Origin of the sequence: Vibrio sp. NFR (assembly GCF_027587095.1) — a bacterium.
Lineage (GTDB): Bacteria > Pseudomonadota > Gammaproteobacteria > Enterobacterales > Vibrionaceae > Vibrio > Vibrio harveyi.
On record NZ_JAPPTN010000015.1, the window covers coordinates 19505 to 42608 of the forward strand.

Annotated in this window: 6 protein-coding genes; 1 reads left to right on the plus strand and 5 read right to left on the minus strand. The window is 48.3% G+C overall.

Features of this window, described 5'->3' with window-relative positions; genetic code table 11:
- Positions 1–23: 23 nt before the first annotated feature.
- A complete protein-coding gene (locus OH463_RS22280; protein ID WP_269992685.1) occupies positions 24–1019 on the minus strand; it encodes a S66 family peptidase in 996 nt (331 codons plus the stop codon).
- 124 nt (positions 1020–1143) lie between these two features.
- Here OH463_RS22280 and OH463_RS22285 point away from each other — a divergent pair, with 124 nt between their 5' ends.
- Positions 1144–1758, plus strand: a complete 615-nt coding sequence (locus OH463_RS22285; protein ID WP_269992686.1) for an HAD family hydrolase — start codon at positions 1144–1146, stop codon at positions 1756–1758.
- Between the two features lie 108 nt (positions 1759–1866).
- Here OH463_RS22285 and OH463_RS22290 read toward each other — a convergent pair whose 3' ends face one another.
- The 4 genes from OH463_RS22290 to OH463_RS22305 all read right to left on the minus strand — a co-directional run bounded on the left by OH463_RS22290 (position 1867) and on the right by OH463_RS22305 (position 23101).
- Positions 1867–2346: a Dps family protein gene (locus tag OH463_RS22290; RefSeq protein ID WP_005388254.1), complete on the minus strand. Its 480-nt coding sequence runs from the start codon at positions 2344–2346 to the stop codon at positions 1867–1869.
- A 300-nt stretch (positions 2347–2646) separates the two neighbouring features.
- Positions 2647–4647: a HAMP domain-containing methyl-accepting chemotaxis protein gene (locus OH463_RS22295; RefSeq protein ID WP_269992687.1), complete on the minus strand. Its 2001-nt coding sequence runs from the start codon at positions 4645–4647 to the stop codon at positions 2647–2649.
- Between the two features lie 121 nt (positions 4648–4768).
- A complete protein-coding gene (locus OH463_RS22300; RefSeq protein ID WP_005375589.1) occupies positions 4769–5122 on the minus strand; it encodes a hypothetical protein in 354 nt (117 codons plus the stop codon).
- 432 nt (positions 5123–5554) lie between these two features.
- On the minus strand, positions 5555–23101 hold the full coding sequence (locus tag OH463_RS22305; RefSeq protein WP_269992690.1) for a tandem-95 repeat protein: 17547 nt from the start codon (positions 23099–23101) through the stop codon (positions 5555–5557).
- Positions 23102–23104 lie beyond the last annotated feature (3 nt).

The window sequence follows — 23104 nt, forward strand, 5'->3', positions numbered from 1 at the left end:
TCTCTAACGAACTATTCAAAAAGCTAGCTCTTTAAACTCACTGCTACCGTTTCATTGTCAAAATCGAGCGTCATGGTCGAGCCCAATGGAACGGTGAGCATTGGGTGGGTATGACAGCTATCAAAGTCATACAAAATTGGCAGTGGTTGACCGTTAAGCACTTCTAGTAACACGTCTATAGGTGCTCGTCCTGTGCCTTTATCGTTGAACTTTTCGTGCTTGCCGAGCACAACCGCACCAACTTTATCAAACACGCCAGAAAGCTTGAGCAGCGCAAAAGAGCGTTCGACCGTTTCAATGCCCTGCAAACAATCTTCCACTAGCAAAATATCGCCTTGTTCGATACTCGGCATAAACTCACTTGCCCAGATGCCCGTCATGGTATTGAGGTTGCCGCCAATCAAACGTCCGGTAATTTTGCCTTCGCCTTTAAAGTGCCACTGGTTTTGCAAGGTCTGTTTTGCGCGGTCTTGTTCGCCCCACTCTATCCATTCATCTGTCCACCCTTGAGGTATTGTGTATTGATGCTCCAAGCCGACTAATGTATTCACTATCGATTCAAACGAAGCGAAGGTCTCGTCCACCAATGGCGGGAATTCACCCAGTGACGCCACCAAAGCAGGACCATAGAAAGTGACGATGCCGGTTTGTGCGTAAATGCCCATGAGTAAAGCTGTCACATCCGAATAGCCAACAATGATCTTGGGATCTTTCTTCAGCGCTTCGTAGTCGATGTAAGGCAGCAATGAGTTACTGTTGTAACCGCCAATGGTCGACATAATACAGCGCACTTCAGGATCGCGAATCAGCGCATTCAATTCTTCTACTCGCTCTTGAATCGAACCCGAGCGATATTGGTCAGTTTTGCCCGTTAAGCTACCTGCTTTTAGCTGGTAACCATGAGATTCCACGTACGCTTTGGCACGCTCAAAACGCGTTGGTGCAAATACCGTGGCTGGGGAGGATGGCGAGAAAAAGCCGATGGTGTCGCCTTTTTGTAATGGTTTAGGAATGATCATGCGCGTCCTTGTTTTGTGATACATGGTTGAATTATTTTCGTACAATCTAAGCAGAAGAATCTAAACTTAACAATAACCTTTTGTTTTTTAAAACGATAGTTCGGTTAAGTTGTACGAGGTCATTATGATTCCATTCCCTTTACAGCTCGATAAAATTAAAGCCGTGGTGTTTGATTTAGACAACACCTTGGTGAGTTCTGATATGAACTTCGGCGAATTGCGACAACAGCTAGGTTGTCCGCAGAGTGAAGATCTATTGGATTTTGTCGACGCACTTGAGCATCCTCATCATCGAGAGCACGCTCACAACGTGATATTTGATTACGAGATTTCTGATGCTGAGCAGTCTGCTCCAATGATTGGCTGCCATGAATTGCTCGCCCACTTGCATCAAAATGAAATCAAAACCGCTATCGTGACGCGCAACTGCCAAATCGCCACGCAGCGCAAACTAGAACACAACCAAATCTCAGTGGAACGAGTCATCACTCGTGAATGTTTCCCGCCCAAGCCAGACCCTGTGTCTCTGCAGGTATTGGCGAAAGAGTGGCGTTTGATGCCTGATGAAGTGCTTTATGTCGGCGATTACCTTTACGACTTGCAGGCAGCGTATAACGCGCAGATGCCCTCTTGCCTTGTTCATCACGGCAATCAAGAAACCTTCAATGGTTCAGCCTCGTTGGCGCTTAATGAACTCAGTGATTTATTGAGCCGTTTCGAATCCTTACCACGCAAATAAAGCACACATATAAAATACGCAAACAAAAAAAGGGGCACCAACGTGCCCCTTATGACTTATTCCCGATTGTTTCATGCGTTCCCAAGGATTGCTTGAGTGATGCGCTGCTTAGCCTTGTAGGTAAGCGTTAAGCATCCACATTAATTTTTCTTGCTCACGGATGTAGTCACCCATCAATGCCGCTGTACCTTCGTCATCTGCTTCACCCGCGTTTTGTAGAATCTCACGCTGTTTTAGAAGTAGAACGCTAAAGCCTTGGACCAGACCTTGTACACACTCCTCACCAGAAGTCGCGTTTTGATGTTCTTTAATTTCACTGGCTTCCAAGTAGTTGCTGAATGCGTGCGCTGGCGTATGACCCAAAGTTAGAATACGCTCTGCAAGCTCATCGATTTTTGTTTGTAGATCAGTGTAGATCTCTTCAAATTTTACGTGCAGTTCGAAGAATTGCGCACCTTTAATGTTCCAGTGGTAACCGCGAGAGTTCATGTACAACACTTGGTAATGCGCTAGCAGTTGATTTAGTTGTTGAGCTAGTTGTGCTGATTGTTCGCTGTCTAGACCAATTAGGCTTACTTGTTTGTTCATAATCTTGCTCCTAGAAGGATGATACCAATCGTAGTAACGAACGATTCTCTTACCGGGATTGGTATAAAGTTTAAAAATTCTTTTGCAGTATTTGCTGCCGATGGAGTCATATTACGACTCAGGCTCGGCGAAGAAAATTTGGTTTTAGCTATGATTTAAATAGCCAAATCCAATGAGCAAGCAGACGAATATCGGCGTATCATCCAACAAAAAGCCCCAACCCTTTTTGTGTAAAAAGGATTGGGGCTTTTTTACTACTTGGTTAACGAGCAAAAGTAGATGAACAGACCTAAACCTTATCTACGCCGTTTTGAAAGTTGCCATCTGTTGATTCAGCTCGGTAACTTGCTCTTTTACTTGCAATGATGTCTCTGATGCCCGTTGGCTGTTATTCGAAACCTCATCCACTGATTGAGTAATACCGGACATCAATCCAGTGATCGAGTTGGTCGCATGCGATTGCTGCTCTGCCGCTGCCGCAAGTTCTGCCATTTGTTCATTCAAAGAACCAATTTTTTCAGTAGTGACGAGCAAACGAGTTACCGCTTTTTCAATGTGCTCAGCGCCCTGCTCCGCCAGTGATTGACTGTGTTCAATCTCCTCAACCACCGAATTGGTCGAGCGTTGAATCGCATTAATGATGCCGTTGATTTCTGTCGTCGATTGAGTAGTGCGCGTCGCTAACATGCGTACTTCGTCCGCCACGACTGCAAAGCCTCGTCCTTGATCACCTGCACGTGCTGCTTCTATCGCAGCATTCAATGCCAGTAAGTTGGTTTGCTCTGCCAAGCCTTCAATCACTTCAGTAACCCGACCAATAGCTTCGCTCTCTTTGCTTAACTGCGTCACTTGCGTACTCGCGGTTTCAATGCTGCCATGCAAGCTTTCCATGGTGACTTTGTTTTGCTCTAAAGCATCGCGACCTTGTTCAATCTCGCCTTTTGAATCAGAAAGCTTCTGCACCGATTGATTGGCTTGATCTAGAGTGTTACGCGCGGCTAAAGCGATTTCATCCAATTGGCTTCCCATTTCAACAATGCTGGTTTGTTGCTGTTCTACATTCGATGAGGTAACTTGCGCCGATTCCAACAAAGCCCCCATGCTGGTATCCACCTGGTGCGCTTTTTCACTCACCCCTGCCACGATGCTCGCTAACGATTGGTTCATGCGGTTAATCGAATCGGTAAGGTCTGCCAATTCATCTTTCCCAACAACGGTGAGCGGAGGCTGAGAAACGTCCCCTGAAGCGGTCGTCTTTGCTCGCTCCGATAAGTTTTTCACTCGGCGACCAATGGTATTGCCCATGTATTTTGAAATCGCTACTGCGGCAAACAAAACCAATGCCGCTGCAATCAGCATGGTGGTGAGTACGTTCTTGATCGACTGATTGATACCCTGTCCGCTTTGATCAGCACGACTTTGCTGAGCCAATACGATCGTTTCTAAACTTTGGTCTAGTGCATCCGCTGCTGGCAACAGTTCGTTCGCCATTAACAAGTTTGATTCGTTCCATTCTGGTGACTGACGTAATGCAATCACCTGCTCTGCTAAAGGAAAGTACAGTTGCTGCATTTCTTTAAACAGTGACCACAATGATTGGTCGTTATCAGTAAGCCTGTCGAGTTTGCTATCGATTTCCGCCACAGACTGATTGTGGTACTTAATCAAGTCGTGGTATTTGTCCAGATGATCTTGCTGCCCGTACAACAGGAAATCTCGCAAGGCGGACAGAGCATTAGCGAGCGAGGTATAGCTGTCGGCGTAGACTTTAAACAGACGTTTTCTGTCTCCACCAAATGGGTTTCCTGACTCTTCATTGATTAAGCTTTGAAGCTGATCAAGTGCCACTTCTGCAATGGGTGCCGCTTCGTTAATAAAGAGGTTGTGCGCGGGTAAGTTCTCATCACTGTGGCTAAGTTCAATCAGCTTGTTCAAAGAGACTTTGACTGCATCCCACTGACTTTGAATCGCTTGAAAATCCTGTTCAGAAATCAAAGCCTGCAACGTTGGAAGCGACTCGTCTGTAGATGCCATGATATTGCGTACGTCCTCACTCAGACGTGCGCTCGCCTCTTCATCGCCACCTAGCAACATGTAGGCTCGAATAGAAGACAGCGACGCTTGAACGGACTGTTGGATACCGCGACTGGTGTCGACGGTCGGCAGATCAGATTTAAGTAACGAAGAGGCGTATTGCTCTACGGTGGTGACGTTGCGATACGTGAATACCGCTGATGCCATAAAAAGTACGGCTAGCAGCACAAAACTGAGCTGCAACTTCCCTGATATCGTAAGGTTCATCCATAAACTCCTGACAACGATGAGCCTTAAATATAACGATGTTTACAAAAATGTTAAATACAGGTATCAAAAGTTACTAAGAAAACCATGTAAACCACTATTTCAAGCCAAGAAATGGGACTTATTCGAAGTATGGTATGCGCTCACTACGTAAAATCAGATAATTAACGTAAGTGGTTTCTAAGCAGTCTTGCTCCCACAACGAGAGAATCCGCTTGGTGGCAAAGTAGTAATCTTTATTACGCAGTAGCACGCCCACCGTACGGCTGAGCTGCTCAAAGCGCTGTTGCTCATTAGCAGAGATGTAATTGTCTTCATTCTGAATGATGGGCGCCAATCCATCGGCAAACCAATTGTTCAGAATTTCACGCATCTCTAGTTCCGACTCCGGCACATCGATACTCGACAACTCACGATGCTGTGGTGGTGGCACTATGTACTTCGATGCTTTTGGCGAACTGACATAACGGTACATGTCGCTCCTCCTTGTAAATGACTCTTATACCCAAGTGACTTCAAGATGCAGGATTCAGAGCGTTGTCATTGATTCGGGGTCAAGGAAAACAACGCAGCGTAATAGTCAGCTCTTTCCAAGTTGTTTGACACAGAAACCGAGTCAATGACACGCTCCCGAAGGGCGAGCTGTCTTGGTTTGTATACTTTGTTGTCGATTCTTGATTTAGACCCACTAGACCTTTAAATCGCCGCCGCGTCTACAAACCAAGCCATTCTCGCTGAACCTAACATCTCGAGGTTACTTGGGTATAAACTAACTAAGAATACTTTTTTCAATTTCCAAGTTTTTTTCTACAGCTCATAGAAAGAAGCCCAACAAAAAAGCCATGCAAAGTAGGCTCTGCATGGCTTTGGTTTGGGCAGCAATGACACTGCCCTCGTCTATGACTAGTTACATTGAGCTTTGATCGAAATCGTTGCCTTGGTCAGTACCCGTTTGAGTATCCGAGTCGAAGCTGCCAGAGTCATCCGTGAAGTCAACACCTTGATCTTGACCTCCCGCACTTGTCCAGTCGCTGCCGCCAGATTCCATACCCGCCATGTCTGGTTGCTGATCTTGAGCAGAACCTTGCATGGTGTATTGATCATCGACTTCAACTTCAACTGTGCCACTCGCACCTTCTACCGCGCTGCCCAATTCGTCGTAACCTTGGAATTGGATTTCGCTCGTACCTTCGTAACCTTCTGGTAGGTCAACCGATACTGGTTGGTTCAGGTTGCCACTTAATGTGAAGCTACCATCGCCATTATCCAGCGCGTTGCTTACCGATGCGCCATCAGGTAGACCGGACATTTCTGCATAATCCACCGATTCGTTACCACTGACCTCATCTGGAACCGAGATAGAAATGGTATCGCCTGGTGCTGCAGTCACATCAGCTGTGCTCTCCTCTTCACTGTCTGCACCGTTTGCTGCTTGCTCTTCAGGCTGTTGCGCTTCGCCGACTTGCTGCTCTGATGATGCTTGAGCAGTTTGGATTTGTGGCTCGTCGCTTTGCGCTGAATCGTCCGCAACTTGGATGCTCAGATTCTGAGTCGATACTTCACCGTTGTCGTTGACCTGAACATCCATAGCCAAATTGCCATCGAAGTCATCGTTCGGCCAGTACGTCCACTCTTCATCACCTGATTTCGCGAAGAAACCAGCATCGTTTGCATCGGCGACATCCAACACTTCTGCAGAAGGGCTAATGCCAAGCTCATCAATCAACTGTGCTTCCGTTAGTGTTAGTGAACCATCATCAGCCAGTGCATAGCCTTCGCTGGTTGTGGTTTCACCTTCGCCTTGGATGTCGACATTAAAGAAGCTCTCAATGCGGTTTTCACCGTCAGTTGCAATAAAGCCAACTTGAACATCTCCGGTGTAGCCTTCTGCTGGTGTGAATTGGTAGTTACCTTGGTTATCGGTCTCTATCACACCTTGACCTTCCATTAGGCTCACTGACTCAATGCTCAAGCTGTCGCCTTCTGCATCGCTCAAGGTCGATAGCATGTCATCATTGGTGAACGACAAAGTGCCATCCGCTGCCATTTCTGTGGTAGAAATGCTGTCGATTTCTGGAGAAGCATTCTCTTGTGGCGCATCTTCTTTCACGACCACACCCGTTTGCTCATCATGAAGCACACCGTCTTTATCAATCACGTATGCGATATCCGCTTCACCAGTAAAGCCTGGTGCTGGATTGAATGTCCATGTGCCATCACCGTTATCGACAATCTCACCTTGGCTGCGATCAGCTAGGTGAACGAATTTCACTTCATCACCCGCGTCAGCGTCCACATTCTCTGCCAATCCGATTAGGTCATCTGCGGTTAGGATAACTGGCTCACCCGCTAGGGTTTCGAAGTCACCTGAATCGATGCCATCTTCAAACTCTTCTGGCTCGTCACCGTAATCCACCGTTGTTGCGGTCACGGTTACGAAGAACTCGCCATTAAAGTCAGCCGGAGGCGTCATTTGCAGGTCTGAGATATCCCACTCGTTCAAGTCGATGTATTGACCCGGTTCCGTAATGGTAATGGTGTTCACACCATCCGTAACTTCGAAGCCAACAGGGAAACCAGTCATTACTAGGTTACTTAGCGTTTCTGAATCGTCGATTAGACCGACATTCAAGCCTAGGTGACCCGTTTCGTCCTCACCGAAGACTAACGGACCATCATGGTCGGTTGTGATGACCGCGCCATCCGCAACAGGGCGAACAAACACTGGTACATCAAGTACTGTTTCAAACTCACCGTCACTTACCACAACTTGCAAGTCAGAAACCCCTGCAAAATCGCCAGTCGGTGTGAACGTCCAAGTACCGTCACCGTTGTCTGTTACCTCACCACCATCTTCACCTTCTGCGGTGATAATGCGTGATACGACTAGGTTTTCAGTGTCAATGTCGCCGAACAAGTTCATCAGGTCGCCAGCGTCGAAGGTGAATGCGCCATCCTCGTCGGTTGCCATAAAGGCATTACCCACATTGAATGGAGCATCGTTGACTGGAATGACATCCACATTCAACGAGCCTTCAACCACTTCTTCACCATCCGTCGCGGTGTAGCCCAGTTCCACCAAACCATTGAAGTCTTGAGTGGTTACCAAGTGGTACATACCATCTGGTTGCTGGGTTAATGTCGCGTTTGCAGGCGCACGAACCGTGATGCTTTCTACGCTGATTTCGTCACCATCAAGATCCGTAACTTGATCAGCGATGTAAGCAGGGTCAATCACCATGACCACATCTTCTTCGCCTTGCATCTGGATGGTTGGCGCTTCCGGTGCATCGTTAACCGCTTCGATGTTTAGATTGCCTTCAACCGGCGTAACTAAATCACCATCGCTGACGCCGAACGACATTGGCACATCGCCGTTAAAGTTCTCAGCTGGAGTGAATGACCAAGTGCCATCACCGTTGTCTAGCAAGTCACCGTATTGCTCATCAATCACTAGGTCGACAGCAGACAGTTCGTCGTAGGTGTTGTCGATGTCTGTCGCGTTAGCAAGCAACATGTCCTGCGTAATAAGAATGGTGGTATCTTCGGTGCCAGCTAAGTTCACTGGCGTTGATTGCGACGCATCGTTAATTGGGTTCACCGTTAGGTCAACGCCCACTTCCACGCTCGCACCATCGTTATCAATCAAGTCGAAGCTTAGGTCGATATCGCCATTGAAGTTCGCATCAGGCGTAATCGTAAAGCTACCATCTTGGTTCTCAACAACGGTTGCATTGGCTACCGCGGTTAAGTTCACTGCTTCTAGATTATCGCTGTCGACGTCACCCGCTTGAGCCAGTAACTGCTCTTGACTCAATGTGATTGAACCGTCTTCATCGACGCTGTAAGCCAAGTCGCCAGATACAGGAGCATCGTTGACTGGCAATACATCAATGTTCGCGTTGGTTGTCGCAGTTGCACCGTCTTCATCAGCCACTACTACGTCTAGACTTACGCCACCGTTGAAGTTTTCATTTGGCGCGAAGCTATAAGTACCATCGTCATTCGCCGTCAGAATGCCGTCGCTACCACTGTAAGAGACGCTTTCTAGGCTCACGTCGCCTTCCACGTCACTTGATTGCGCTAGCAGTTGCTCTTCCGTGAATATAATGACTTCGTCTTCATTGACAGAGTAACTTGTCGCACCTGCGATTGGTGGATCGTTCACCTCAAGAACGGTAATACCCGCAGTGGTTGAGTCTGTCGCACCCTCTTCATCGACAACTACAACGTCTAGGCTGACCTCGCCATTGAAGTTCTCGTTTGGAGAGAAGGTGTACGTACCATCGCCATTGTCTTGGAAGACGCCATCGTTGCCACTGTAAGTCACACTACTGATGTCTACGTCGCCTTCAATATCCGACGAATTAGCCAGTAGTTGCTCGTCACTGATGGTGATCGAGTTGTCTTCATGTACTGTGTAAGACGTGCTGCCTGCCACCGGTGGATCGTTCTCTGGCGTCACACTCACATCAATGTTGGCAGAGGTCGTATCCGTACCGTCTGACACATCGAAAGTGAAGTTCACATCACCATTGAAGTTCTCATTCGGTGCGAAGCTGTATGAGCCATCACCATTGTCGGTTAGGACACCGTCTGCACCTGTGTAAGTCACGCCTTCAACTGTTAGGTTGTCACCTTCTACATCCGTCGCGCCTGTTAACAAGTCCGCATCAGTGAAGGTAAGAATACCGTCCTCACCCACGGTGAACGCTTGATCTTGTGGCTCTGGAGCGTCATTGACTGGTGTAACGGTTAGGTCAAGACCAGCCGCAACCACCTCTTCGCCATCCGTGACATCGTAACTAAACTCAATGTCACCATAGAAGTTCTCGCTCGGAGTAATGGTGAAGCTGCCATCCTCGTTCATTTCAACCGTTGCATTTTCATCATTAGTGCTCAGGTTGATTGCGCTTAGGTCGTCACCATCAATATCAACGGCATGCTCAAGTAACTGCTCTTGAGTTAGCGTAATGCTGTTGTCTTCGGCAATGACTGCGCTGATATCACCCGTCACTTCTGGTGCATCATTGGTTGGCGAGATATGAATCGTCACATCTTGCGTCGCGGTCGCCGTTGTACCTGTATCCACATCCGTAGAGGTTGCATTCACGGTTAGCGTCACATCGCCATTGAAGTCTGCAGAAGGAATAAACTCTAGCCCTTCTAGCTCGCCTGGTTGTAGTGACCAAGTGCCGTCCCCGTTATCAACACCTGCTGATAGCGAGCTGCCTTCTGGCACATCTTCAATCAAGATAGAGAGGTTTTCTGAACCATCGGTATCGGTTAACGCTGCATCGATATCAAGTGGTACTGGTGTATCTTCGGTACCAATGATTTGGTAATCCGCGTCCGCTACCGTGATTTCGATGTTGTCGATGCCGAATGACTCGTCAGGAATACTTTGGTTTAGCGTAGAACCAAAGCCTAACTGAAGCTGACCGTCTTCCACCGGAACGGTTAAGTTCACTTGGTGTGCTTGGTCGTTCCAACCACTGAAGCCTTCACGTTGAGAGGCTCCATGAATCACTTCACCCACTTCATTACCATCTGAGTCGTAAAGCGTTGTCGTACCATCTTGAGTACGGAACGCTGAGTTCTCTAACGTCGTTAGCTGTTCGCCGCCGACAAAGATTTGGAACGACTCGCCATCCCAAGAATCGATTTCGTAGAAGCTAAACGAGATATTCACTTCATTGACATCGCTTGGGATATCGTAAGTTTTGCTGACCGCTTCATCACCGCCAGTGCCACCAATACGACCCAGCATGTCGCCTGTTTCGAAACCTTGTGAACTTTCAGTATTCGCGTTCCAACCGTTCGAGCCAGACTCGAAGTTATCAGAGGCAATTACCAAGTCCGAAGCAATCGACAACTCTGGCATATCAACCACAGATTGAACATCAATGTTCGCTTCTGCTGGAACCGTTGCGGTGCCATCGTTGACATCAAACGTCACGTTGACGTTGCCATCGAAGTTTTCGTTTGGTGCGAAGGTGTACGTGCCGTCACCGTTATCGACTAACGTACCACTGTCAGAAGCAACGTTTTCAACCGTTAGATTATCACCATCGATATCACCTGCATTTTGCAGCAGTTGCTCTTCGGTAAAGGTGAAGCTGGTGTCTTCTTGCGTGACGAACTGTGGCTGACCAACCGTTGGTAGGTCGTTTACTGGATTCACAGTCAGATCGGCAGTCGCTTGAATGGTTGCATCACCGTCCGTAATGTCGAAGCTCAGATCAATGTCGCCATTGAAGTCCGCATCCGGTGTGATAGTGAAGCTGCCGTCATCGTTCGCAACAACGGTCGCATTACCGTCAACAGTCAGGTTGGATGCGGTTAGGTCATCACCATCCACGTCGCCAGCTTGAGCAAGAAGCTGCTCTTGGCTGAGGGTGATAGAGCCGTCTTCATCCACGCTGTAAGCTAAATCACCTGATACCGGAGCATCATTGATTGGCAATACATCGATGCTTGCATTGGTTGTCGCAGTTGCACCGTCTTCATCAACAACCACAACATCTAGGCTAACATCACCGTTGAAGTTTTCGTTTGGTGCGAAGCTGAATGTACCGTCGCCGTTGTCAGTAAAGATACCGTCGGAGCCGCTGTAGCTGACGCTATCAATCGCGACGTCTCCTTCAACATCAGAAGCGTTCGCCAATAGCTGCTCAGAGCTGATGGTGATGACTTCGTCTTCGTTGACTGAGTAGCTAGTTGCACCGGCAATTGGTGGATCGTTTACCTCAAGTACTGTAATACCTGCGGTGGTTGAATCCGTAGCACCGTCTTCGTCTACCACAACAACATCTAGGCTCACTTCGCCATTGAAGTTCTCGTTTGGCGAGAAGGTGTAAGTACCATCACCATTGTCTTGGAACACGCCATCTGCGCCGCTGTAGCTCACGCTGTCGATTGCTACTTCGCCTTCTACGTCAGATGAGTTAGCCAATAGTTGTTCGTTACTGATGGTGATCGAATTATCTTCATGCACCGTGTAAGACGTGCTGCCTGCCACTGGTGGATCGTTCTCTGGCGTCACGCTTACGTCGATATTTGCGGTCACGGTATCCGTACCATCAGAAACATCGAAGGTAAAGTTCACGTCGCCATTGAAGTTTTCGTTTGGCGCGAAGCTGTAAGTGCCATCACCATTGTCAGCTAGGACACCGTCAGCACCTGTGTAAGACACGCCTTCAACCGATAGGTCATCGCCATCGATATCCGTTGCGCCATCAAGTAGGTCCTCATCAGTGAAGAGCAAGACGCCATCTTCACCAATGGTGAACGCTTGATCTTCTGGTTGTGGTAGGTCGTTAACTGGATTAACCGTTAGGTCAGCCGTTGCAACAATAGTGTCGGTGCCGTCGTTGATGTCGAACGTGATATCAATGTCACCATTGAAGTTCGCATCAGGCGTAATGGTGAAGCTGCCATCATCGTTTGCCGTGACAGTTGCATCACCGTCAACCACTAGGTTAGTCGCGGTTAGCGCGTCGCCTTCTACATCCGATGCTTGAGCAAGAAGCTGCTCTTGGCTAAGTGTAATTGAATTGTCTTCATCGACACTGTAAGCCAAGCTGCCCGATACTGGCGCATCGTTGATTGGCAATACATCGATGTTTGCGTTAGTTGCCGCAGTTGCACCGTCTTCATCAACAACCACAACATCTAGGCTAACATCGCCATCAAAGTTTTCGTTTGGTGCGAAGCTGAATGTACCGTCGCCGTTGTCAGTAAAGATACCATCGGAGCCGCTGTAGCTTACGCTATCAATCTCGACGTCACCTTCAACATCAGAAGCATTCGCCAATAACTGCTCAGAGCTAATGGTGATGACTTCGTCTTCGTTGACTGAGTAACTAGTTGCGCCGGCAATTGGTGGATCGTTCACCTCAAGTACCGTAATACCTGCGGTGGTTGAATCCGTCGCACCGTCTTCATCGACCACGACAACATCTAGGCTCACTTCACCATTGAAGTTCTCGTTTGGCGAGAAGGTGTAAGTGCCGTCACCATTGTCTTGGAACACGCCATCTGCGCCGCTGTAGCTGACACTATCAATCGCGACTTCGCCTTCGACGTCAGATGAGTTAGCCAATAACTGCTCGTTACTGATGGTGATCGAATTGTCTTCATGCACCGTGTAAGACGTGCTGCCTGCTATCGGTGGATCGTTCTCTGGCATCACGCTTACATCGATATTCGCGGTCACGGTATCCGTGCCATCAGAAACATCGAAGGTAAAGTTCACGTCGCCATTGAAGTTTTCGTTTGGAGCGAAGCTGTAAGTGCCATCACCATTGTCAGTTAGGACACCATCTGCGCCAGTGTAGCTCACACCTTCTACCGATAGGTCATCACCATCGATGTCCGTTGCACCATCAAGCAGATCTTGGTCAGTGAAAGTCAACACGCCATCTTCACCAATGGTGAACGCTTGATCTTCCGGCTGCGGCAAGTCATTAACTGGGTTAACCGTTAGGTCCGCCGTTGCAACAATAGTGTCGCTGCCGTCGTTGATATCGAACGTGATATCAATGTCGCCATTAAAGTTCGCATCTGGCGTGATAGTGAAGCTACCATCGTCGTTTGCCGTAACTGTTGCATCACCGTCGACCACTAGGTTAGACGCACTCAGCGCATCACCTTCTACATCCGATGCTTGAGCAAGAAGCTGCTCTTGGCTTAGCGTGATTGAGTTGTCTTCGTCGACGCTGTACGCCAAATTACCCGAAACTGGTGCATCATTGATTGGTAAGACATCGACTGTGATGTAAGTATCGACCTCTGCGCCGTCTTCATCGCGAATGGTTACATCCAACTGCACTTGACCGTTGAAGTTTTCATTCGGTGCAAAGCTACAAGTACCATCACCGTTTACTGAGAATATACCATCTGGACCGTCGTAGCTGATGCCTACTAGCTCAACATCCCCTTCAACATCCGAAGCATTCAGTAGCACTTGCGATTCACTAAACGTTAGAACTTGGTCTTCATCGATAGTGTATGCGGTAGGACCTGCGATTGGTGGGTCATTTACCTCAATCACAGTAATGCCAGCAGTGGTAGAGTCCGTTGCACCTTCTTCATCGACAACGACAACATCTAGGCTCACCTCGCCACTGAAGTTCTCGTTTGGTGAGAAGGTATAAGTACCATCACCGTTGATTTCTAACACACCATCGTTACCGCTGTAGCTCACGCTATCAATCAACACATCGCCTTCAATATCCGATGAATTTGCTAATAGCTGTTCGTCACTGATGGTAATCGAATTGTCTTCATGAACGGTGTAAGCCGTGCTGCCTGCAACCGGTGGATCGTTCTCTGGCGTCACTGTTACATCGATATTTGCCGTCACGGTATCCGTGCCATCGGAAACATCGAAAGTGAAGTTCACGTCGCCATTGAAGTTCTCGTTTGGTGCGAAGCTGTAGGTGCCATCACCATTGTCAGTAAGAACACCGTCCGCGCCTGTGTAAGTGACGCCCTCAACAGATAGGTCATCCCCTTCAATGTCGGTAGCGCCTGTTAGCAGATCCGCATCAGTAAAGGTCAGCACACCATCTTCACCAACGGTGAACGCTTGATCTTGTGGTTCTGGTGCGTCATTGACTGGTGATACCAATAACTCAAGGTTGGTCGAGACAACATCATCGCCGTCCGACACATCGAACGTAAAGGTGATATCCCCATTAAAGTCCGCATCTGGCGTTAAGGTGTAAGTACCGTCGCCATTGTCTGTGATAGTGATGTTTTCATCATCAGTTGCCAGATTCAGTGCTGTCAGTTGGTCTCCATCTAAGTCACTCGCATTCGCTAATAAGTCGTCTTGAGTGATCAGAATAGAACCATCTTCTTCGACCTGAGCAGATACCGGCAGCGCTTCTGGAGCATGCTCAATCGTTGCCCCAGTTGCGTTAATGTAGATGGTTTGGGACACGGTTTCAGAATCGTCATTCGATAATTCTGTTGCGGTCGCTGTCACGTGAATCTCAAGCTGTTCTGAGAAGTCTTCAGGCAGTTGAATTTCAATTTCTTTATCAATCGCCGTGGTTGGTATTGCAACTGAACCATCAGGACCAACGGTCACTTCACCACTGTAGATTTGACTGTTTACTTCACCGACATCAATAGTGAAGTTAAAGTCGGTGTAATCGGCATCGCCGCCACCGTAGAGATCTTCAAAGCCGTAAACCAGTTCACCGTCTTCGTTCACGGTAGTTCGGGTATGTTCAATACCATCTTGGTTGAGCTCTGAGCTTGAACCACCATGGAAGACTGCATCACCGAATTGGCTTTGAATCACGGTTTCAGAACCATCAGCGCCAACAAACACGAGTTGTGGGTCAACGGTATCCATGTTCGCGGGAGAGCCATCTGCTGCACGGAACTCGTACTGACCATCTTGCATAGATGCAAAGTCATTGAAGTTGTGACCGTTAGGAATCAAGAATAGGTTGAAACTTTCCCCTTCCGAGATTTGGAAGCTGAACTGATCTTGTCCCGGAATGAGATCACCGCCTCCGCCAACTTGAGAGGCATTTTCGTACACCACTTCAACGCCCGTGATGTTGCCATCTTCATCGACTTTGTAGTAACCCGCTGTGTTTTGGTAACCCGCGGTTTCACCTTCAAACGTGACCGTGATTTCAGTATCGCTGTAACTGGTGATACCGTTATCTTGGTCGTTCAGTACACCTTCGTTGTCGTAAGTAACAACGGATCCTTCTGGAACACCATCAACGGTCACGGTCAGCGTTTCTGACAAGTCTTGGTCAACCAAGGCGGCAGCAATATTCAACTCGACAACACCACCCGGATCAACGATGATCGCTTCGTCATCCACGATGGCACCATCACCATCTCGAATGACCAAATCAGGCGCATCTGCAACGGCTTCAATGTGAACATTAATGTCTTGCTCGACTTCATCAGTACCGTCAGAAACCGTAAAGCTGAACTGCAAGTCACCACTGAAGTGCTCTTCTGGTACGAAGCTAAACGTACCGTCACCGTTGTCTGTTACAGTACCTTCATCACCCGAGTAGTTGATGCTAGTAACAGATAAGTCATCGCCTTCAACATCAACTGCGCCACTCAGTAAGTCCGCCTCTGTAAACAAGATACTGCCATCTTCTTCGATGCTATACATGGCTGGTGCGACAATTGGGATATCGTTGACGGGATTAACCGTCAGTGTCATATCAGTTGAAGTGCTTAGTTCGCCGTCGTTCACTTCATAGGTAAACGCAATTTCACCATTAAAGTTCTCAGATGGCGTCACGGTGTAGGTACCGTCACCGTTGTCTACAATCGTTGCGTTAGGATCATTGGTTTCTAGTGCCGTTGCGTATAGGTCATCACCATCTTGATCGCTGGCATTTTCAAGCAGCATTTCTTGTGTCACGAGAATAGAACCATCCTCGTCCACGTCTGCCACGATTGGCGCTGCTTCTGGTGCATCGTTGACGAACTCAACTTTCAAGTCGATATTTGCCGCCACCACATCGGTACCATCGCTCACATCAAACGTGAGGTCAACATTACCAAAGAAGCCCTGCTCTGGCGTTAACGTGTAAGTGCCATCGCCATTGTCTGTTACTTGGACCGTGTCGCTTAAACTCGTTACGTTCACGACAGATAAGTCATCGCCTTCGATGTCCGTCGCTTGAGCCAGCAGCTCTGCTTCAGTAATCGTAATAGCTTCGCCATCTTCTGTGGTGAAGGACAAATCAGGCACATCTGGCAGGTCGTTCACTGGGTTAACGGTGAGGTTCAGATCCGCAGCAACAGTTTCAATCGCGTCAGTTACGTCATAAGTAAATTCGATTTCACCAAAGAAGTTTTCGCTCGGTGTAATCGTGAAGCTACCATCAGCGTTCTCAACGATGGTTGCATTAGGATCGTTGGTCGACAGGTTCACCGCTTCAAGGTTGTCACCATCCACGTCCGTCGCGTTCGCCAACAAGTCTTCTTGAGTGATGGTAATTGAGCCATCTTCATCAACGACCGCATCAACCGGACCGCTGACCTCTGGACCTTCGTTGACGATCTCAACATCGATCTTCGCAGTGCTTGGTGCGCTTGCTTGACCATCGCTGATGTCGAAGGTCAGGTTCACTTCACCGTAGAAGTTCGAAGTTGGCTCGAAGGTAAAGGTGTTGTCGCCGTTGTCTGTCAACGTACCTTGTGACTGGTCAACAAGCAGCAGGTTCTCGATATGCAGAATGTCGCCATCCACATCGGTCGCACCTGATAACAGGTCTTTTGCTTCGATGATGATGGTGCCGTTTTCTAGCATTTGAGTATGCAGCGGTGCACCAGGAACTGGCACATCGTTGACCGGAATAACGGTCAGATCTAGATGGGTATCGACTTCATCGGTGCCATCGAAGACTTTGTAATCGATGTCGACTTCACCATTGAAGTTTTCATTCGGCATAAAGGTGTAAGTGCCGTCGCCATTGTCGACAAGCTCACCATTATCACCGCTGTAAGAGATATCAGAGATAGACAGCGCATCGCCTTCCACGTCACTTGCATTGGCAAGCAGATCGTCCGCGCTAAACGTAATGCCCACATCCTCATCAGTCGACAACACAATCGGACCAGAAACAATTGGCGCATCGTTTACTGCTTCGAAGTTGATGTTGATGATGTTGTCGTCAGTGAGTTCACCATCTGTAACTTGGTAACCAAGCTCAATCTCACCGTAGAAGTTCTCATCTGGTGTGACTGTCCATGTACCATCGCCGTTGTCGGTTAACGTAGCGTGCTCCGCGTTATCCCCCACCAGCTCAAGGTTTTGAATATCAAGAACGTCACTATCGATATCACTCGCTTGTGCTAAAAGCTGTTCTTCTGTGATAACCACAGAGGCAAACTGCGTAGAACCTTCGGTATCAATGGTCACATTTGGCAGATCAGCAGTCAGTTCGATTTCACTATCACCTTCACGGATATTCAGTTCTACCGTTTCCGTGATTTCCGTGCCGTCCACGCCAATAGATGTGAACACCGCTTCATCATGACAAGTTTGGGAAACCGTCATGTTTTGAACCACGTAAGTACCGTTACCTTGAATCGTACCTAGCTCAAAGTAAGATACTGGCTCGTTCACCGTTAGGGTGTAATCCGTCTCATAGCTACCACGATCTTCTTTGTGGTAAGTCATCGAGTCGATCAAGTCACCATCAGAGTTAAACGCGCGAATTTCGACTTCGGTAAAGTGGCGAGACTCTTCCATAAACCAGCCGCCTAGACCATCTAGGTGGAAGCTGATTTCGTTGATGTCTTGACCTTCAACAGTCACAGTCAGTTTTTCATCACCGCTCAAGCCTTGGCGGTCAGTATCGCCAATACCGTGACCGATGTGTGTTTTACCATTCCACGCACCGAGTGGGTCATCATTACTTTGAACGGTAACTTTCAAATCACCATCAACAAACTCACGTGTGTAAGGGTCAACAGCAGTACCCCAATCATCAAGGCTGGCGTTGTCGTCAAAGGTACCAATTTGACTTGTATGCGTACCGTTTGCCAATGCATCATCATTTGGAATGAAGCGCACTTCCGTGTCTGCAGGAACCTCCTGCCCGACTTCTAGCTGTACCCATTCGTCATTTAGATTTGCTTCAATGATGCCGTTTTCAGGGGCTTGGTCGAGACGTAACGCAGGCTCTTCACGCAGAGAAACACCCACTGTTTGGTCTTCTTCTGCTTGAATAAAGATCTCGTCACCCGCTTCTGGCGCATCGTTGACAGGATTAACGGTCAGATCCAACGTGGTCAGAACATCATTTTCGCCATCGCTGATGTTGTAAGTGAAGTCCAACTCACCGTTAAAGTTTTCCGTATGCGTAATCGTGAATGAACCATCGTCATTGGCTACGATCGTCGCATCTGGGTCATTGGTTTGTAGATTGCTGGCAACAAGGTCATCACCTTCAATGTCTGTCGCATTCGCAAGCAACTGTTCTTGCGTGATGGTAATGGCGTTATCTTCATCCACCTCAGCTTGAATGCCTGACGTTTCTGGTGCGTCGTTTACCGCGATAACATCAATGCCTGCGGTTGTCGTATCCGTTGCACCATCTTGGTCAATAACCGTAACGTCGAGAGAAATGTTACCGTCAAAGTTCTCATTTGGCGTGAAGGTATATGTGCCGTCGCCATTATCCACGAAGCTACCGTCGTTACCGGAGTAGCTAACATTCGCCAAGGCTACATCGCCTTCCACATCAGAAGAGTTGGCTAACAACTGCTCGTCACTAATGGTGATTTGACCGTCTTCTTGAACCGTGTAGGACGTAGAACCTGCAACCGGTGGATCGTTCACTGGTGTCACGCTGACATCAATGAATGCTGGTGTTGAACCTGTGCCGTCAGACACATCGAATGTGAACTGAACATCACCGTTGAAGTTTTCATTCGGCGCGAAGCTGTAAGTGCCATCGCCATTGTCGGTAAGCACACCATCCGCACCTGTGTAGAGTACGTTTTCGATAGACAGATCATCGCCATCAATATCCGATGCGCCTTCCAATAGGTCTGCATCCGTGAACAGCAAGGTGCCATCTTCTTCTACCGTGAACTGTTGATCTTGCGCTTGTGGCAAGTCATTCACAGGATTAACCGTAATATCCAGACCAACTTGTACCGAGCCACCATCGTTATCAATGATATCGAAGGTCAGATCTAGGTCGCCGTTGTAGTTTTCATCCGGTGTGATGGTGTAACTGCCATCATCGTTGTATTGAATTGTCGCGTTGTCATCTGTCGATAGATTGATGGCTTCAAGGTTCTCGCTATCAATATCGCCCGCTTTGGCAAGCAACTGCTCTTGGCTTAGCGTGATTGAGCTGTCTTCGTTGATGGTGTAAGCCAAATCGCCCGATACTGGTGGATCGTTGATTGGCAATACGTCGACATTGATGTGCGTATCAACGGTTGCTCCATTCTCATCTTGAATGGTCACATCCAACTGAACTTGACCATTGAAGTTCTCGTTTGGTGCAAAGCTGCAAGTACCATCGCCATTGACGGTAAAGATACCATCCGAGCCTTCATAACTGATGCCAACAAGCTCTACATCACCCTCGATATCAGATGCGTTGGCAAGAATTTGTGACTCACTGAATGTCAGTACTGAATCTTCATCAACCGTGTAAGACGTTGGACCGGCAACTGGAGGGTCATTCACTTCAATGACCGTAATGCCTGCGGTCGTTTCGTCAATCGCACCTTGCTCATCCGCCACAATCACATCAAGGCTGATATCACCGCTGAAGTTCTCATTCGGCATGAAGGTATAAGTGCCGTCACCGTTGTCTTGGAATACGCCATCAGTGCCTGAATAGGTCACGCTATCGATGGACACTGCGCCTTCCACATCCGAAGAGTTAGCCAGAAGCTGCTCGTCGGAAATGGTAATCGCGTTGTCTTCATCAACCGTGTAAGACGTTGAACCCGCAACCGGAGGATCGTTCACTGGAGTGACGCTCACATCCACATTGGCAGGTACGGTCTCAGTGCCGTCAGAAACACCAAAGCTAAAGCTGACATCACCGTTGAAGTTTTCGTTTGGTGCAAAGGTGTAAGTACCATCACCGTGGTCAGTCAGCACACCATCGCTGCCTGTGTAGCTAATGCCATCAACCGTTAAGTTATCGCCATCGATATCGGTCGCGCCAGCAAGCAAGTCTGCGTCAGTAAACTGAAGCGTGCCATCTTCTTCAACACTAAACTGCTGGTCTTGAGGAATAGGAAGATCATTAACCGGATTAACCGTTAGATCCGCCGTTGCTTGGATAGTGTCTGTGCCATCTGTAATGTTGAATTGGATATCAATGTCACCATTAAAGTCCGCATCTGGCGTAATCGTGAAGCTGCCATCATCGTTCGCTGTGACGGTTGCGTTTCCATCCACCGTCAAATCGCTAGCAGTCAGGTCATCGCCCTCAATATCAGACGCTTGAGAAAGAAGCTGCTCTTGGCTGAGTGTAATCGCACCGTCTTCATCAACGCTATAAGCCAAATCACCCGATACTGGCGCATCATTGATTGGCAATACATTCACATTGATGACGGTATCAACTTCTGCTCCATCTTCATCTCGAATGGTCACATCAAGTTGAACTTGTCCGTTAAAGTTCTCGTTTGGCGCGAAGCTGCACGTGCCATCATCGTTAACGGTGAAAATGCCATCCGGACCATCGTAGCTAATGCCAACAAGCTCTACGTCGCCTTCCACATCAGAGGCATTCAACAGCACTTGCGACTCACTAAACGTCAGAACTGAATCTTCATCAATGGTGTAAGAAGTTGGTCCAGCGACTGGTGGATCGTTCACTTCCAGTACTGTAATGCCAGCAGTGGTGACATCCGTTGCGCCTTCTTCATCAGCGACGACGACATCAAGCGTAACTTCACCATTAAAGTTTTCATTTGGAGAGAAGGTGTACGTACCGTCTCCATTGATTTGCAACACACCATCGCTGCCAGAGTAGCTCACGCTATCTATCGAGACATCCCCTTCTAAATCCGAAGAGTTTGCCAACAGTTGCGCGTCAGAAATGGTAATAGAGTTGTCTTCGTGAACCGTGTAAGACGTTGAACCAGCCACCGGAGGATCATTCACCGGCGTAACGCTCACATCCACATTCGCTGAAACTGTATCTGTGCCATCAGATACGTCGAAGCTGAAGTTTACATCACCGTTGAAGTTCTCATTTGGCGCAAAGCTATACGTGCCATCGCCATTGTCAGTTAGAACGCCGTCGGTGCCTTCATAGCTGATTCCCGTTACAGAAAGGTCATCGCCTTCAATGTCGGTAGCACCTGCAAGCAGATCCGCATCGGTAAATTGCAGTGTGCCGTCCTCTTCCACACCGAATTGTTGGTCTTGAGGAACAGGCAGATCGTTGATTGGATTAACCGTTAGGTCAGCGGTTGCTTGAACGGTATTCGTGCCATCTGAGATATCGAAGCTGATGTCGATATCACCATTGAAATCTGCGTCCGGCGTGATAGTGAAGCTACCATCGTCATTTTGAGTCACCGTCGCATTGCCATCTACCGAAAGATTAGATGCCGTCAGTGCATCGCCTTCCACATCAGAAGCTTGCGACAGCAACTGCTCTTGGCTCAAACGAATCGAGCCATCTTCGTCCACCGAGTAAGCAAGATTGCCTGATACTGGCGCATCATCGACTGGTGTGACGCTTACATCAATGTTGGCAGAAACCGTATCTGTGCCATCGGACACATCAAAGCTGAAGTTTACATCACCATTGAAGTTTTCATTTGGCGCAAAAGTGTAAGTCCCATTACCGTTGTCGGTCAGGATGCCATCGCCACCGTCGTAGCTCACACCTTCAACGGTGAGGTTATCGCCTTCAATATCCGTTGCGCCAGTAAGCAGGTCTGCATCGGTGAAGATCAGAGTTCCGTCCTCTTCCACCTCAAAAGTTTTATCTTCAGGCACTGGTGCGTCATTGATTGGACGAACGGTTAAATCGATAGAACTTGAAACGGTTTCTTGACCATCACTGATATCAAACGTTAAGTCGAGTTCACCATTGAAATCAGCGTCCGGAACCACGGTGAACGTACCGTCACCATTGTCTTGAACCGATGCATTCGCACCTACTTGGACGTTAGACGCAACAAGGTCGTCGCCATCAACATCACTTGCGTATTCGAGTAATTGTTCTTGAGTGAAGGTAATGGTGCCGTCTTCATCCATGATGTAAGCCAGATCTTGTTCTACCTCTGGCGCATCGTTTTCACCTTCGACTTTAATTTGGAACGTTTCGCTCGTGGTTTCAGAGTCGAAATCATCTTCTACTTGCGTCGTGGTCTCTTCACTGGTGTCTTGAACGTCCACCGCAAAAGTTTCTTCTGTGGTTTCTGAATCTAGGTTATCACCACCTTGTGAACCTTCAGAATCGGATGAAGAAGCACTTGGCGCAGCCGAAGTTTGTACAGCTTGTCCTTGTGCTTCATTGCCTTCTGCGTCCGTACCACCTTCAGAGCCAGAGGCATCGCCGCCACCAACAGCTTGTGCACCCGCACCTGAAGCCGCACCGCCGCTGCCAGCCGCTTCTTCACCAGACCCACCGTCTGATGCCACGCTGTCTACCACGTTCGATTGAGCGGCATCCGAACCACCACTACTCTCTGGCGTGTCTTCTTGTACCGCACCACCGGACGCCGAGGCTTCTTCCTCAGTACCGGCACCACTTGGGTTGTCTTCCATCGCCTGATTGGCTTCGTCTGCTGCATCGGTATTTTCAGCACCCGTCGCTACGGTCGAAGCAATCGTATTCTGTTGATTTTGCTGATTCTGCTGCTGGGAGGGCGTACCCGCGTCATTGGTTTCCGTTTGTTCTACCGCGTCATTTAGGTCTTTGTTTTGGTTATTTTGGTTGTTGTCACCTGCCATTAC